The 16877-nt window shown below is 60.1% G+C and carries 9 protein-coding genes; 4 read left to right on the top strand and 5 right to left on the bottom strand.

Annotation, left to right across the window (positions count from 1 at the left end):
• The first annotated feature begins 56 nt into the window (after positions 1-56).
• The 3 genes from putP (at position 57) to BLV61_RS13070 (ending at position 3269) form a co-directional block, all read left to right on the top strand.
• Positions 57-1541, top strand: coding sequence for a sodium/proline symporter PutP (putP, locus tag BLV61_RS13080; protein WP_047536576.1), 1485 nt, complete (start codon positions 57-59; stop codon positions 1539-1541).
• 485 nt (positions 1542-2026) lie between these two features.
• Positions 2027-2350, top strand: a complete 324-nt coding sequence (locus BLV61_RS13075; RefSeq protein WP_090465534.1) for a hypothetical protein — start codon at positions 2027-2029, stop codon at positions 2348-2350.
• Between the two features lie 79 nt (positions 2351-2429).
• Positions 2430-3269 (top strand): 23S rRNA (adenine(2030)-N(6))-methyltransferase RlmJ, encoded by an 840-nt coding sequence (locus tag BLV61_RS13070; protein WP_090465531.1) that lies wholly within the window; start codon positions 2430-2432, stop codon positions 3267-3269.
• 123 nt (positions 3270-3392) lie between these two features.
• On the opposite strand, the gene msrA is transcribed toward BLV61_RS13070, so the two are convergent.
• The 5 genes from msrA to aceE form a co-directional block, all read right to left on the bottom strand.
• A complete protein-coding gene (gene msrA / locus BLV61_RS13065) occupies positions 3393-4040 on the bottom strand; it encodes a peptide-methionine (S)-S-oxide reductase MsrA (protein WP_090469893.1) in 648 nt (215 codons plus the stop codon).
• A gap of 99 nt (positions 4041-4139) precedes the next feature.
• Positions 4140-6833, bottom strand: a complete 2694-nt coding sequence (locus BLV61_RS13060; RefSeq protein ID WP_090465528.1) for a putative bifunctional diguanylate cyclase/phosphodiesterase — start codon at positions 6831-6833, stop codon at positions 4140-4142.
• A gap of 260 nt (positions 6834-7093) precedes the next feature.
• A complete protein-coding gene (locus tag BLV61_RS13055; protein ID WP_090465525.1) occupies positions 7094-8488 on the bottom strand; it encodes an alkaline phosphatase D family protein in 1395 nt (464 codons plus the stop codon).
• 279 nt (positions 8489-8767) lie between these two features.
• Positions 8768-10732, bottom strand: coding sequence for a dihydrolipoyllysine-residue acetyltransferase (aceF, locus tag BLV61_RS13050; protein ID WP_090465521.1), 1965 nt, complete (start codon positions 10730-10732; stop codon positions 8768-8770).
• A gap of 11 nt (positions 10733-10743) precedes the next feature.
• Positions 10744-13389 carry a pyruvate dehydrogenase (acetyl-transferring), homodimeric type gene (gene aceE, locus BLV61_RS13045; protein WP_047536585.1) on the bottom strand — a complete coding sequence of 882 codons (2646 nt, stop codon included), beginning with the start codon at positions 13387-13389 and terminating at the stop codon, positions 10744-10746.
• 383 nt (positions 13390-13772) lie between these two features.
• Here aceE and glnE point away from each other — a divergent pair, with 383 nt between their 5' ends.
• Entirely contained in the window at positions 13773-16709 is a 2937-nt protein-coding gene (glnE, locus tag BLV61_RS13040) for a bifunctional [glutamate--ammonia ligase]-adenylyl-L-tyrosine phosphorylase/[glutamate--ammonia-ligase] adenylyltransferase (protein WP_090465518.1), read from the top strand.
• The last annotated feature ends 168 nt before the right edge of the window (positions 16710-16877 follow it).

Raw genomic sequence — 16877 nt, 5'->3', positions numbered from 1 at the left:
TTTGCGAGCGGTTCACCAGCCGCCGCTACATAAAAACAAAGCCAGGGCGTAACTTAATGAGCGTAAGCAACCCAACCCTGATCACGTTCGTGATCTACATCGCAGCCATGGTGCTGATCGGCTTCATGGCCTATCGCTCCACCAACAACCTTTCTGACTACATTCTCGGCGGTCGTAGCCTGGGCAGCGTCGTCACGGCACTGTCCGCGGGCGCATCCGACATGAGCGGCTGGTTGTTGATGGGCCTGCCGGGCGCCATCTACATGTCCGGTCTGTCCGAAAGCTGGATCGCCATCGGCCTGATCATCGGTGCCTACCTGAACTGGCTGTTCGTCGCCGGCCGTCTGCGCGTGCAGACCGAGCACAACGGCGATGCCCTGACGCTGCCGGACTACTTCGCCAGCCGTTTCGAAGATAAAAGCGGGCTGCTGCGGATCATCTCTGCGGTCGTGATCCTGGTGTTCTTCACCATCTACTGCGCTTCCGGCATTGTGGCCGGTGCCCGTCTGTTCGAAAGCACCTTCGGCATGTCCTACGAGACCGCGCTGTGGGCCGGTGCTGCGGCGACGATTGCCTACACCTTCGTGGGCGGTTTCCTGGCAGTGAGCTGGACGGACACCGTACAAGCCACCCTGATGATTTTCGCCTTGTTGCTGACGCCGATCATCGTGCTGCTGGCTACCGGTGGCGTCGATACCACGTTCCTGGCCATCGAAGCGCAAGATCCAAGCAACTTCGACATGCTCAAGGGCACGACCTTCATCGGCATCATCTCGCTGATGGGCTGGGGCCTGGGTTACTTCGGCCAGCCGCACATCCTCGCGCGTTTCATGGCGGCGGATTCGGTCAAATCGATTGCCAACGCCCGTCGCATCTCCATGACCTGGATGATCCTGTGCCTGGGCGGCACCGTTGCGGTAGGTTTCTTCGGTATCGCTTACTTCTCGGCTCACCCTGAAGTGGCCGGTGCCGTCACCGAAAACCATGAGCGCGTGTTCATCGAACTGGCGAAAATCCTGTTCAACCCATGGGTGGCCGGTGTCCTGCTGTCGGCAATTCTGGCGGCCGTGATGAGCACCCTGAGCTGCCAACTGCTGGTGTGCTCCAGCGCCCTGACCGAAGACTTCTACAAAACCTTCCTGCGTAAAAGCGCTTCCCAAGTTGAACTGGTCTGGGTCGGCCGTGCCATGGTGCTGCTGGTTGCCCTGATCGCGATCGGTCTGGCGGCCAACCCGAGCAACCGCGTACTGGGGCTGGTGAGTTATGCATGGGCCGGTTTCGGTGCTGCATTCGGTCCGGTCGTGCTGATCTCGGTGATCTGGAAAGACATGACCCGCAACGGCGCACTGGCCGGTATCCTGGTCGGCGCGATCACCGTGATCGTGTGGAAACACTTCGAACTGCTGGGCCTGTACGAAATCATCCCTGGCTTCATCTTCGCCAGCCTGGCGATCTACATCGTCAGCAAACTGGGTAACCCGACTAGCGGCATGCTGTCGCGCTTCGCTGCTGCCGAGGCAGATTTCCGTTTGAACAAGTGATAAGCGTGGGCTGAGTCTCAGCTCTATCCACCGATACGGCCCGTCTCCTACTGGAGGCGGGCCGTTTTTTTTGAGGGTTGGGATCTGGCCGGTCTGCCTTGAGTTCAGGTCGGTCATGCTGCTGGTCTGGGTTCACTGCAACGTCAGGCGCACGAAATTTCCGGGCAACGTCTTCGGACATTTCCTTCAAAACGTAACGGTTTTCGTGAACTGTTGGCGCGTCGGTTTCATGGGTAGTCTTTGGCGGTCACTGACCATTCAGTGATGGGGTGTAGGAACCCGTTAAGACCAGTTGAAACGCTTTGGTGTCGACACCTGATTTGCGGCCACTAACGTGCGTCCGTAAGATCTGTTGCGGCGGCTGTGCGCGGGCACGCTTCGGCGTGGTCGAGTTCTCTGGTCTCGATATTCCTACCCCGCGTATGGCTGCCACCCAAGCCCGTAGGAAGGCCGATGGTAGCCCCGCTTCTACCAGAGGTTAAAAAATGAAAACCATACATCCCGATCCACCCTACGAAAAACCGACCCCTCATCCCGACAACCGCTTCATGGCATTGACCAGCAACTGCAGCGACATGCCCACCCTGTTCGTCGACACCCACGCGCCGCTCGATGTTTTGTATGACGCGGCCAACCATCGCATTCGCGCCGTCACCCAGGTGCTTGAAAACCTGTCGATGCGCGGTTCGATCGAGTGCGAGTCCTTTATCCTCAGCGACTTTGCCTTGCTCTGCGCCATTTCGTTGCGCGATGGCTGCGATGTGCTGGATGTGGTTGGGCGGCGGTTGCGGGCTCGGTCGCCGCTGTAGTGTAGGGGGCCGCTCTGTCGCCAACCCCTGACTTGCCGGCCGGTAAAAGGTAAACTTCCCGGCCTTCGCAGGAGCAGCCATGAATTATCGTCACGCCTTCCATGCCGGCAATCACGCCGATGTGTTCAAACACCTGACCTTGACCCGCCTCATCGCCCTGATGTCGCGCAAGGAACAGCCGTTTGCCTATCTCGACACCCACGCCGGCATTGGTCTGTATGACCTCCAAGGCGATCAGGCCAGTCGTACCGGTGAGTACCTGGAGGGCATCGCGCGTTTGTGGGATCAGCCGGACCTGCCGCTCCTGACCGCCGATTACATGCAGGTGCTGCACGAAATGAACCCGGATGGCCAGTTGCGCTATTACCCGGGCTCGCCGGAGTTGGCGCGGCGCCTGACCCGTCCGCAGGATCGTGTTTTGCTCAATGAGAAGCACCCGGAAGACGGCGTATTGCTCAAGGACAACATGGCCGGCGATCGTCGGGTCAAGGTGCACTTGGGCGAGGGCTGGCATGTGCCGCGTGCCTTGCTGCCGGTGCCGGAGAAGCGCGCGGTGATGTTGATCGACCCGCCGTTCGAACAGCTCGACGAGATGCAGCGCTGCGCGGCGTCCTTGAAAGAGGCGATTGGCCGGATGCGGCAAACCGTGGCGGCGATCTGGTACCCGGTGAAGGACCAGCGTGCGTTGCGCCGTTTCTATCAGGACCTCGCCGGTACGGGCGCGCCGAAGTTGCTGCGCGTGGAGTTGCTGGTGCATCCGCTGGATACGCCAAACAGCCTGAACGGTTCCGGGCTGGCGATTGCCAATCCGCCGTGGGGGCTGGAGGAAGAGTTGCGTGAGTTGCTGCCGTGGTTGTCCGAGAAGCTCGGGCAGACCCAGGGTGGGTGGCGCATGGATTGGTTGATTGCCGAGAGTTGATTCTGTACCTGTAGGAGCGAGCTTGCTCGCGAAGGTCGTGAACGATAACGCGTAAACCCGGATGCTTCGCGGTGCACCCGGGTTTTTCGCGAGCAGGCTCGCTCCTACAGGTTTGTTGACCGATTAAATCGGGCAAGTCACGCCGGTACCGCCAATCCCGCAATAGCCTTCAGGGTTTTTCGCCAGGTATTGCTGGTGATACGCCTCGGCGTAGTAGAAGGTCGGGGCTTCATCGATTTCGGTGGTGATGATGCCTTTGCCGGCCTTGGTCAGTTCGGCCTGGAACACCTGCGCGCTCTTCTTCGCCGCTTCCAGTTGCTCTGGTTTGATGGCGTAGATCACCGAACGGTATTGGGTGCCGATGTCGTTGCCCTGGCGCATGCCCTGGGTCGGGTTGTGCAGTTCCCAGAACATCTTCAGCAGCTCTTCGTAGCTGACTTTTTCCGGCTCGTAGACCACGAGCACGACTTCGCTGTGGCCGGTCAGGCCCGAGCAGACTTCTTCGTACGTCGGGTTCGGCGTGAAACCGCCGGCATAACCCACGGCGGTGCTGTACACGCCTTCACGCTGCCAGAACCGACGCTCCGCGCCCCAGAAACAGCCCAGGCCGAAGATGGCGAACTCGACGTTGCCGGGGAACGGACCCAGCAGCGGGTTGTGGTTGACGAAGTGTTTGTCCGGCACCTTGATCGGGGTTTCGCGGCCGGGCAGAGCTTGTTCTTTAGTAGGGAGCACGTTTTTGTTCACCAGAATTTCCGAGCGCAGAACCATCATCAGTCCTCTCAGTCAGGTTGAGATGTAAATAATCAGACCGCCAGTGTGCCCAATACCGTCCATTTACGCACTAACCCTGTGGGGCCAGGTGTGCTGTCAGGCGGTCGGGCCGCGCGGGTAGCGTTGGAGCTTTTCGATCAGCTCGGAGCCCGGGATCGGTTTGTCGAACAGGTAGCCCTGGCCAACGTCGCAGCGATGGCGACGCAGGAAGGCCAGTTGCTGGGCGGTCTCGATGCCTTCAGCCACGACCTTGAGTTTCAGGTTATGGGCCATGGCGATCACCGCGGAGGTGATTTCCATGTCGTCCTGGTTGTCCGGGATTTCGTGAATGAAGCTTCGATCGATCTTAATGATGTCGATGGGGAATTTTTTCAAGTAACTGAGCGACGAATAGCCGGTGCCGAAGTCGTCCATGGCCAGGGTCAGGCCCAGGCGCTTGAGCTGGTCGAGTTGCAGGTGGGTGTCTTCGGTGGCCTCCAGCAACAGGCCTTCGGTCAGTTCCAGTTCCAGCAAGTGGGCGGGCAGCGCTTCTTCCTTGAGGATGTTGGCGATGGAGGCCACCAGGTCCGGGTCGGAAAACTGTTTGGGCGACAGGTTGATCGCCACCTGAAGATTGCCCATGCCCGCGGCGGTCAGCTCTTTGCTCTTGCGACAGGCCTGGCGCGCGATCCATTTGCCGATGGGAATGATCAGGCCGGTTTCCTCGGCCACGCTGATGAACTGGTCCGGACGGATCATGCCTTTTTCCGGATGATTCCAGCGCAGCAGCGCTTCCATCCCCAGCAGGCGACCGCTGCGCAGGCACAGCTTGGGCTGGTAGAACACATCGAGTTCGTTCTGGGTCAGGGCGCGGCGCAGGTTGTTTTCAACGAACAGCTTGTAGCTGGCCTCGGCGTTCAGGGCTTCGGTGAACACTTGCACCTGGTGTTTGCCGTTGGCCTTGGCCTTGTGCAGCGCCAGGCCGGCGTTACGCATCAGGGTCTGCGGGTCGCGTCCGTGCAGTGGCGCGCAGGCCAGGCCCACGGAGCCGGTCACGCTGATCAACTGGTTGTCGACGAACATGGGTTTGTCGAGGGTTGCCAGCAGTTGATTGGCCACTTGTTGGCTTGTCGCCAGGTCGCTGTTGTCCAGCAACACGGCGAATTCGTTACTGGCAAAACGCGCCAGGCTGCCACTCGGGATAAGGCTGTTGCGCAGGCGTCGGGCCAGGCTGATCAGCAGTTTGTCGCCGGTCTGGTGACCGAGGCTGTCGTTGATCCGCTTGAAGTTATCGATGTCCACCAGCAACAGGCTGATCGGGGTGTCGGCATCGCGGGCGAAGCGTTCGTCGAGGTTGCGGATGAACGCCGGGCGATTGCCCAGGTTGGTCAGGTTGTCGGTGTAGGCCAGGCGCTCGATGCGTTGCTGGGCGAGCTTGGTCTGGGTGATGTCTTCGTAGATGCCGATGTAATGGGTCAGCTCGCGATTGTCGCCGTAGACCTTGGAAATCGACAACTGGCCCCAGTACGGTTCGAGGTTTTTGCGCCGGCTCTTGAATTCGCCTTGCCAGCTGTTGCTCTTGGCCAGCGCCGAGGGCGCGTCGAACAACAGTTCGCTGAGGTTTTCCAGGGCCGGCAGTTCCGACAGCCGCTGGCCATGGACTTCTTCGGTGCTGTACTGGGTGATCGCGGTGAAGCTCGGGTTGACGTACTCCACCACCCCATCGCAATTGACCAGCAAAAAGGCGTTGGCACTTTGCTCGACCGCCCGCTGGAACAGGTGCAGCGCGCTGGTGGCGGTGCGCCGGTTGTGATTGCTGATGACCTGGGCGAACTGATCGGCCAGTTCGCCGGCAAAGGCGATTTCGTCCGACTGCCAGAGGCGGGTCGCACCGGATTGCTCCAGGCACAGTACGCCGACCACTTGGCCATCGACCCGAATGCTGGCGTCGAGCATCGCGTTGACATTGCGTGGGAGCAGGCTTTCGGCCATGTCCCGGGTGCGCGGGTCGCGAATGGCGTTGTGGGCATCGATGGCGCGGCCGGTTTGCAAGGCTTCAAGGTAGTCGGGGAAATGGCTGGCGTCGATGGGCGCCGGCAGCAGGTATTCCCCGCTGGTGCGGTGATAGGCCGAGATGGGCACCAGCATCGAGCCTTCCAGGTTCCACAGGCTGGCGCAGTCGATTGCGTAGATATCACAGGCGCTGCGCGTAATCAGCTCGGCGGCTTCTTGCAGGGAATTGTTGCTGCTGTAGCGTTGGCGGGTCAGCAGCAGGATCAGGTCCTGCTGGGCGCGCGCCCGTTCCAGATGCTGCAGTTGTTCCTGCTGGGCGCGCTGGTTGAGTTCCAGGGCGATTTGCAGGCGCGAGTTCTGGTTTTCGAGATCCAGTGCCGGCAGCAAGGGGTCATCTTCGAACAGGCCGTCGATCACCAGCAGGTAACCGCGCAGCAGGTGTCGATTGTGTTGCTTGTAGGGTTCGCCCATTTCCAGCAGGTTCAGCGAGCCGGAGGCGGTGTGCAGGGTGTAGCGGATCAGGTAGTGCGAGTTTTCGCTCAGTTGGTGCTGGATCGCATCATGCAATTGATAGCGCGCTTCCGGCTCCATCAGGCTGGCGTAGGGCGAGCCGACCAGAGCGCACAGCTCCATGGCCGGCAGGCCGAACTGGCGTTCGCAATTGGGATCAAGAAACAGCAGCGCCCAGCTTGCTTCATTCAGCCGTTCGAAACGCAGCATGCCGAGCCGCGAGGGCACAGGCAACTGCGTCACTACCTCGGCCACCATACGGCTGGCGGCATCGGGTTGGCTTTTCATGGAGGGAAACTCGCTTCGAATTTGCTGAATGCGCCGGGCTTTCGCCCCTTTACTGTTGCCTGCCGCAAGGTTGCATCATTGCGATACCGACTGACAAGAGACATGAAGGCCAAGTGCTATAAGAATATGTCCTTCGAAGTGAAGATTTCTTCAATCGGCGTCAGGATTAAAGGTGTTGGCAGAACAGAGCGCAACCTTTTGGCAGCTATATATGGAAATGGCGGACCTCTTGGCAGTGCCACGGACTGCGACTTTTTCTCCTAGCGCAACGAAATACGGGTCGCCTGTAGAAGGTTGCCATCCCGATCGTGATAGCGCACATGAATGTGCTGCGTATCGACGATCACGTGCGCGAAGTTGTCCTGGCTGATCACTTTGCCGGTCAGTTGCTGGTGATAGTCCCCCGCAGCGGTTCTGACCAAGGGTTGGTCGAGGATGAAGGTTTCGGCTTTGGCGTAGGGCAGCATTTTGCTGTTGCACAGCGGTGAGGAGACGATGGTGTGGAGTTCGAAGTCAGGGTCTTCACTGTGGGTCAGGCGGCTGGTCAGGGAGCCGTGGACGTCATCGGAAACGAAGACGACATTCTTGATGCGGTGAGTACGAATCGTCTCCAGCAGTCGTAGCCGTTGCTCGGGGAAGGCTTGCCAGGCGTCATCGTCCGAGCGCTTGCAGTCAGGGTAGAGCATCACGCTGGTGACCACGAATTTGACCCGCGCCGGGCTGTGGATCAGCCATTTGCACAATGCGTATTCCTGCTCGGCATCCAGAATGCGGCGGTCGGCTGCCGAAAGATTGCGCCGTGTTCTGCTGTCGGTGACAAACCATTCGATATCGCCTTCTGTGAACAGATACCAATATTTGTCCAGTTCTCTATTTATTTTCCCGCTGGCAGAAAGTTCGTGCGCAGGGCTGTGGCTGGCTTGATATAACTCGTAGGCCTTTGTTGCATTGGCATATAAGTGGTCGTCGGATTTGTTCTTGTTGGCTGGCCAGTTGTCCTCGATTTCATGATCATCGAGGATCATATAAGTTGGCAGGCTGGACATTAACTTTGCGATGTTCGGTTGCGAGAATGCCACGCGGTACTTGTGAATAATTTCCCCGAGTTCCCGGTCGGGGGCGAGGAAGTTCAGATCATCGACGTAAATCTGATCACCTGTCATTAACATGGCGCTGACGGGCGGCTCGGCTTGTTCGACCACATTGGATATCGAGGCAAAAATCCTGTCGCCCACATGAGGCGCGGCGGCAATGCCCGCGGTGATGCGCAGATAGCGGCAAGACCCCACAATGTAGGCTCTGGGCAGGGTCTGCTGGCTGGAGCGGGTGCGAAAGCGGTGGATCTGTCGCGGCCATTGCAGCGGCAGCTCCTGAACCGTCTCCACGGTGTGCACCGGGTTCATCGGGCTAAACCAGCCGGCCTGGTATTCATGGTCGGTGTCGGCAGCCAGATCGTTGAGCGCAATGACTCCGGACATGTCGCGCAGGCTGTCGAGTTTTGCGAAAGTGCCTTTTGACCAGCGTTCTTCACCCCGTCGTCGATAGCGAATGCCGGCAAATACCAGGGCGCCGTTATGTTTATCTCCGCGTAAGAATATTCGGACGTGGTTAGTTGTTGTATGGCCAATAATCGGGCCCACTGTTGGTTGAAACATATTCGATTCCATTCGGCGTTCTGCCATTCGGTCAGGTGATATTTTTTGGGTATGTGCAATAACGGTGTAACTAAGACTAATTATTGAACCCTGAAAAATATCGAGCCGAAATGGATTGGAGTTGTGGGCGATATCAGCCACAAATGTAGGAAGGCATTCTTTTCAGTTAAAAGTTTCGGGCAAAAAAAAGCCCCGCCAAATTGGCGGGGTTGAGGTACGAGCGTGGCGCTCGGAAAACGGAACGCGACAGGCCCTCCGGTGAAGGAGGGCCGGCCGGGGTTACAGCAGGATGGTGCGGATGTCCGCCAGCAGGTCGCTCAGACGCTTGGTGAAGCGTGCAGCAGCGGCGCCGTTGATCACGCGGTGATCGTAGGACAGCGACAGTGGCAGCATCAGTTTCGGCTGGAAGGCTTTGCCGTCCCAGACTGGCTGGATGGTTGCCTTGGAAACGCCGAGGATCGCCACTTCCGGCGCGTTGACGATCGGCGTGAAGCCGGTGCCGCCAATGTGGCCGAGGCTGGAAATGGTGAAGCAGGCGCCTTGCATGTCGTCAGCGGTAAGCTTCTTGTCGCGGGCCTTGGCAGCCAGAGCAGCCGCTTCAGCCGCAAGCTGCAGCAGGCTCTTCTGGTCGACGTTCTTGATGACCGGTACCAGCAGGCCTTCTGGCGTGTCGACCGCGAAGCCGATGTTCACGTACTTCTTGCGGATGATCGCCTTGCCGCTCGGAGCCAGCGAACTGTTGAAGTCCGGCAGTTCCTTGAGCAGGTGGGCGCAGGACTTGAGCAGCAGCGGCAGGATGGTCAGCTTGACGCCAGCCTTCTCTGCAACGGCTTTTTGAGCGATACGGAACGCTTCCAGCTCAGTGATATCAGCCGAATCGAACTGAGTCACGTGCGGGATGTTCAGCCAGCTGCGATGCAGGCTCGACGCGCCGATTTGCATCAGGCGGCTCATCGGCACTTCTTCGGTTTCACCGAAGCGGCTGAAGTCCACGACCGGAATCGGCGGGATGCCCGCGCCACCGGTTGCGCCGGCCGCAGCGGCCGGTGCTTCCTTGGCCTTCTGCATCATGGCTTTGACGTAAACCTGCACGTCTTCCTTGAGGATGCGACCGTGCGGACCGCTGGCGCCCACGGCGTTCAGCTCGACACCGAATTCGCGGGCCAGTTGGCGCACGGCCGGACCGGCGTGAACCTTGGCGCCAGGCTTGGCTGGAGCCGCAGCCGGGGCAGCAACCGGTGCGGCCGCAGCAGGAGCAGCAGCGGCGGCTGGAGCTGGAGCACTCGGAGCAGCGGCGGCAGGTGCCGGAGCAGCAGCCGGTGCGGCGCCTTTGACTTTCAGCTTCAGGATCAGGTCGCCGGTACCGACTTCGTCGTCCAGCTTGATCGAAACGCTTTCCACCACGCCAGCGGCAGGCGACGGGATTTCCATGCTCGCCTTGTCGGATTCCAGGGTGATCAGCGACTGGTCGGCTTCAACGCTGTCGCCGGCCTTGACCAGGACTTCGATGATCTTGGCCTTGCCCGACGAACCGATGTCCGGAACGTGGATGTCCTGAACGCTGTCGGCCACCGGTGCGGCCGGAGCAGCAGCAGCGGCTGGCGCTGGCGCAGCGGCGGTAGGTGCGGCAGCCTGGGCCGGAGCGGCCGCAGCCGGCGCCGCAGCACCCGCCACTTCCAGGTCCAGAATCAGGTCGCCGGTGCCGACTTCGTCGTTCAGCTTGACGCTGATCGCTTTGACCACGCCAGCGGCAGGCGACGGGATTTCCATGCTGGCCTTGTCGGATTCCAGGGTGATCAGCGACTGATCAGCCTCGACGGTGTCGCCGACCTTGACCTGGATCTCGATGATCTGGGCCTTGCCCGACGAACCGATGTCCGGCACGTGCACTTGCTGAACCGAAGCGGCAGCAGGTGCAGCGGCAGGCGCGGCCGGTGCTGGAGCGGCGGCAGGAGCAGCTTCTGCTTTTGCAGCAGGCGCAGCGGCAGCCGCCGGGGCCGCCGCAGCGGCACCTTCGACTTCCAGCTCCAGCAACTCGTCGCCTTCTTTCAGGCGATCGCCCAGCTTCACTTTCAGGCTCTTGATGATGCCGGCCTTGGGAGCAGGGACTTCCATGCTCGCCTTGTCCGATTCCAGCGTCAGGATGCTCTGATCGGCTTCGATACGGTCGCCGACCTTCACAAACAGTTCAATTACTTCACCTTCACCGCTGCCGATGTCAGGTACGCGAATGAGTTCGCTCACAAAATCTCTCCTCAGCAGTCCAGTGGGTTGCGTTTTTCCGGGTTGATACCGAACTTGGCGATGGCCTCGGCCACCACTTTAGGTTCGATGTCACCACGGTCAGCCAGGGCTTCCAGGGCTGCCAGCACCACGAAATGACGGTCGACTTCGAAGAAATGACGCAGTTTCTTGCGGCTGTCGCTGCGACCGAAACCGTCGGTGCCCAGGACTTTGAATTCCTTGGACGGTACCCACTGACGGATCTGCTCGGCGAACAGTTTCATGTAGTCGGTAGAGGCGATGACCGGACCTTTGCGGCCGTTCAGGCACTCTTCCACATAGCTGAGCTTAGGCTTCTGGCCAGGGTGCAGACGGTTGCTGCGCTCAACGGCCAGGCCGTCGCGACGCAGTTCGTTGAAGCTGGTAACGCTCCACACATCGGCGCCGACGTTGAACTCTTCACGCAGGATCTTCGCGGCTTCGCGGACTTCACGCAGGATGGTGCCGGAGCCCATCAGCTGAACGTGGTGCGCCGCTTCGCGGTTGTCTTCCTCGAGCAGGTACATGCCCTTGACGATGCCTTCCTCGACACCGGCCGGCATGGCTGGCTGCTGGTAGGATTCGTTCATCACGGTGATGTAGTAGAAGATGTCCTGTTGTTCTTCGGTCATCTTCTTCATGCCGTCCTGGATGATCACCGCCAGCTCGTAGCCGTAGGTTGGATCAAAGGTGCGGCAGTTCGGGATGGTGGCCGCCAGGATGTGGCTGTGACCGTCTTCGTGTTGCAGGCCTTCGCCGTTGAGCGTGGTGCGGCCGGCGGTGCCGCCGATCAGGAAGCCACGGGTACGGCTGTCGCCAGCGGCCCAAGCCAGGTCGCCGATGCGCTGGAAGCCGAACATCGAATAGAAGATGTAGAACGGCAGCATTGGCTGGTTGTGGTTGGAGTACGAAGTACCGGCAGCGATGAAGGAGCTCATGGCGCCCGCTTCGTTGATGCCTTCTTCGAGGATCTGGCCCTTCTTGTCTTCCTTGTAGAACATCACCTGGTCTTTATCGACTGGCTCGTAGAGCTGGCCGACGGAGGAGTAGATGCCCAACTGACGGAACATGCCTTCCATACCGAAGGTACGGGCTTCGTCCGGGATGATCGGGACGATGCGCGGGCCGATTTCCTTGTCCTTGACCAGTTGCGCCAGGATGCGCACGAAGGCCATGGTGGTGGAGATTTCACGGTCGCCCGAGCCGTCGAGGATCGCCTTGAGGGTATCGAGGGACGGGGTCGGTACGCTGAAGCTCTGTGCGCGACGCTGTGGTACGAAACCGCCCAGTGCAGTGCGGCGCTCGCTCAGGTAGCGGGCTTCGGCGCTGTTTGGCTCCGGCCGGAAGAACGGCAGGTTTTCCAGCTCTTCGTCCTTGACCGGAATGTCGAAGCGGTCGCGGAACAACTTCAGGCTGTCGACATCGACTTTCTTGGTGTTGTGCGCGGTGTTTTTCGCTTCGCCGGCACCGGTGCCATAACCCTTGATGGTCTTGGCCAGGATGACGGTCGGTTGTTCTTTGTGGTTGACCGCTTCGTGGTATGCCGCATAGACCTTGTACGGGTCGTGGCCGCCACGGTTGAGCTTCCAGATCTCGTCGTCGGACAGGTCTGCAACCATCGCCTTGAGTTCTGGCGAGTTGAAGAAGTGTTCACGCACGAACGCGCCGTCTTTGGCTTTGTAGTTCTGGTACTCGCCGTCGATGACTTCGTCCATGCGACGTTGCAGGATGCCGTCGACGTCCTTGGCCAGCAGTGGGTCCCAGAAACGGCCCCAGATGACTTTGGTCACGTTCCACTGAGCACCGCGGAACACGCCTTCGAGTTCCTGGATGATCTTGCCGTTGCCGCGAACCGGGCCGTCGAGGCGCTGCAGGTTGCAGTTGATGACGAAGATCAGGTTGTCGAGCTTCTCGCGGCCAGCCAGCGAGATCGCGCCCAGGGATTCCGGCTCGTCGCACTCGCCGTCGCCCAGGAAGCACCAGATTTTTTGCTTGCCGGCAGGAATGAAGCCACGGGCTTCCAGGTACTTCATGAAACGTGCCTGGTAGATCGCCTGGATCGGGCCCAGACCCATGGACACGGTCGGGAACTGCCAGAAGTCAGGCATCAGCCACGGGTGCGGGTAGGACGACAGGCCCTGACCGTCGACTTCCTGGCGGAAGTTGTTCATCTGGTCTTCGGTGATGCGGCCTTCCATGAACGCACGGGCGTAAACACCTGGGGAAGTGTGGCCCTGGAAGTAGATCAGGTCGCCGCCGTGCTCGTCGGTCGGGGCCTGGAAGAAGTAGTTGAAGCCGATGTCATACAGGGTCGCGCTGGAAGCGAAGCTGGAGATGTGACCGCCGAGGTCAGAATCTTTCAGGTTCGTACGCATTACCATGGCCATCGCGTTCCAGCGTACCAGCGAGCGAATGCGGCGTTCCATGAACAGGTCGCCAGGCATGCGTGCTTCGTGGGTAACGGGGATCGTGTTGCGGTAAGGCGTGGTGATGGCGTAAGGCAACTGCGAACCGCTGCGGGTCGCGAGTTCACCCATACGGGTCATCAGATAGTGAGCACGGTCTTCGCCTTCTTTGTCGAGAACCGATTCCAGGGCGTCCAGCCATTCCTGGGTTTCGACGGGATCGAGGTCTTGCATGGCTTGCTCCAGGGCGGAAAGGCTACCAGAATCGGTTGCCTGAGTTAGCGACTGGCCTTGTGGGCAGACGTTATGAATTCTTGGATTGCCGATAGGTTGTTCCGGCGGCGTGTAGTTTTACTACAAATCATCCGGCATTTCAGCCTTGTTAATGTATATACGAGTAGTAAAACTACAGATAAGCGGCTTGTGGCCCCCGGCTGCGTTGTGAGAATAATCGTTAAGGTTGGTCTTTTGCCAACCGAAAAAGGTGAAAGCTTGATGCTGGCTGCCAAAAAAAAAGAATTTTCAGCTATTTCTAACTTTTGTTCGACAGTCCTCCAGGTAGTGTGTTTGCCCGATTCACTACATGCAGCCCAATACACGCCGATCAAGGATAGACCATGAGCCTCCCTTCGCTCGCCGAACTGCCCGCCATTCTGCTGCCGTTTGTCACCCGTGCAGAGCAGTCGTTTCGTACCGCCGTCAGCGCTTTGGACGATGACCATGGCCTGTCCGCCTGGACGCCTGAACGCTGGGCGCAATTTGCCCGCGTGACCGCCGCCAGCGATTTCGTGATTGAACAGAGTGTTCGTGACCCTTTGATGTTGCTGGACCTGGTGCGGTCCGGCGAACTGGATCGCTGCTTTGCTCCCGGCGAGTTGTGCGCGCAGATTGCCGCGGCGGTGAGCGCCGCCGAGACCGATGATCAGCTCGGTCGCGCGTTGCGCCGTCAACGTGCGCGTCATCAGGTACGGATTATCTGGCGTGACCTGACCCGCCAGGCCGATCTGGTGCAGACCTGCCGCGACCTTTCCGACATGGCCGATGCCAGCATCGACCAGGCCTATCAGTGGCTGTACTCGCGCCATTGCCTGCAGTTCGGCGTGCCGACCGGTCGACGCAGTGGCCAGCCGCAGCAAATGGTTGTCCTCGGCATGGGCAAGCTCGGTGCGGTGGAACTCAATCTGTCGTCGGACATCGACCTGATCTTCGCTTACCCCGAAGGCGGCGAAACCGTTGGCGTGAAACGTCCGCTGGATAACCAGGAATTTTTCATCCGTCTTGGCCAGCGCCTGATCAAGGCGCTGGACCCGATGACCGTCGACGGCTTTGTGTTCCGCGTCGACATGCGCCTGCGGCCTTACGGTTCGGCGGGCGCCCTGGTCCTGAGCTTCAACGCGTTGGAGCAGTACTACCAGGACCAGGGCCGCGACTGGGAACGCTACGCGATGATCAAGTCGCGGGTGGTGGCTGGCGATCAAGTGGCCGGCGCGCAACTGCAAGAGATGCTGCGCCCCTTCGTTTACCGGCGTTATCTGGACTTTTCGGCCATCGAAGCGCTGCGCACCATGAAGCAGCTGATCCAGCAGGAAGTGCGGCGCAAGGGCATGGCCGACAACATCAAGCTGGGCTCCGGTGGCATCCGGGAAGTCGAGTTCATCGCCCAGGCTTTCCAGTTGATCCATGGCGGCCGCGACTTGAGCCTGCAACAGCGTCCACTATTAAAGGTATTGAGCACGCTGGAAGGTCAGGGTTATCTGCCGCCGGCGGTGATCAGCGAGCTGCGCGAAGGCTACGAATTCCTGCGATACACCGAACATGCGATCCAGACGATTGCCGACCGCCAGACGCAGATGCTGCCCGATGGCGAACAGGATCAGGCGCGCATTGCCTTTATGTTGGGCTTCGCCGATTGGGCGGCTTTTCATGAGCAACTGATGTATTGGCGCGGCCGCATTGCCTGGCACTTCGCCCAGGTGATCGCCGATCCCGACGAAGACGGTGTCGAAAGCGAAGTGGTGGTCGGTGGTGAGTGGTTGCCTCTATGGGAAGAGGCTCAGGATGAAGAGGCGGCCTGTCGCCAGTTGCAGGAGGGCGGTTTCACCGATGCGCCCAAGGCGCTCAAAGCCTTGGCCGGCCTGCGCGGCAGTCCTCAATTACGCGCCATGCAGCGTCTGGGGCGCGAGCGCCTCGATGCGTTTATCCCGCGCTTGCTGGCTCAAGCGGTGGAACACGCCAACCCGGATCTGGTGCTGGAGCGGGTGCTGCCACTGGTGGAAGCCGTGGCTCGCCGTTCGGCGTATCTGGTGCTGCTGACCGAAAACCCCGGCGCCTTGCGACGCCTGCTGACCTTGTGCGCGGCGAGCCCGTGGATCGCTGAGCAGATCACGCGCTTCCCGTTGCTGCTCGACGAACTGCTCAACGAAGGCCGGCTGTTCAAGCCACCCCTTGCGCCGGAACTGGCCGCCGAATTGCGCGAGCGGCTGACGCGGATTCCCGAAGACGACCTCGAACAGCAAATGGAAGCCTTGCGCCATTTCAAACTGGCGCACCGCTTGCGGGTGGCCGCGTCGGAAATCGCCGGCAGCCTGCCGCTGATGAAAGTCAGTGATTACCTGACCTGGCTCGCCGAAGCGATTCTGGAGCAAGTGCTCGCCCTGGCCTGGCGTCAAACCGTGGCCAAGTACGGTACGCCGCTGCGCACAGACGGTACCCTGTGCGATCCTGGCTTCATCATTGTCGGTTATGGAAAGGTCGGCGGCCTGGAGTTGGGGCATGGTTCGGACCTGGATCTGGTGTTCATCCATGATGGCGATCCGCAAGCGGAAACCGACGGGCCGAAGCCTATCGACGGTGCGCAATTCTTTACCCGCCTGGGGCAACGGATCATTCACTTGCTGACGGCCCAGACCAACTCCGGCCAGCTCTATGAAGTGGATATGCGCCTGCGACCGTCCGGTGCGGCAGGGTTGCTGGTGAGTTCGCTGGGGGCTTTTGCCCGCTATCAGGAAAACGAAGCCTGGACCTGGGAGCATCAGGCATTGGTTCGGGCTCGGGTGCTCGTGGGCAGTGAAGATGTTGGCCGGGCGTTCGAACAGGTTCGCGCGTCGATCCTGGGCAAGACGCGTGATTTGCCGACCTTGCGCCAGGAGGTCAGCGAGATGCGCGCCAAGATGCGCGACAACCTCGGCAGCAAGGGCACTGCCGCCGGCACCGCGGCAAATGCCTTCGAGGCCACGGCGCCGTTCGATCTCAAGCAGGACGCCGGAGGTATCGTCGATATTGAATTTATGGTGCAATACGCGGCCCTGGCGTGGTCCGAAACACATCCGCCATTGCTGCGCTGGACGGACAATATCCGCATTCTGGAAGAGCTGGAGCACGAAGGCCTGATGCCCGCCGAAGATGCCAGCCTGTTGCGAGAAGCCTATAAAGCTTACCGCTCCGCCGCCCATCGGCAGGCCTTGCAGAAGGACCCGGGGGTGATTCCCGGCGACCAGTTCGCGGACGAGCGGCGTCAGGTCATGCGGATCTGGCGTGAGTTGGGGCTAAGCTGAAACGGGATATTTGATACGCCAATATCCCCTGTAGGAGCGAGCCTGCTCGCGATGAACTTGAGAGCGCCGCGGGGTGCCAGACTTGCCACGTTATCGTTAACGACCATCGCGAGCAGGCTCGCTCCTACAGTAGATTTGCGTTGTTCTGTAGAATTTTCGAGGCGGGGA

It is taken from the genome of Pseudomonas mohnii (genome assembly GCF_900105115.1).
Lineage (GTDB): Bacteria > Pseudomonadota > Gammaproteobacteria > Pseudomonadales > Pseudomonadaceae > Aquipseudomonas > Aquipseudomonas mohnii.
The sequence above is the reverse complement of the archived record's forward strand: the minus strand, read 5'-3'. Positions and strand labels throughout refer to the sequence as shown.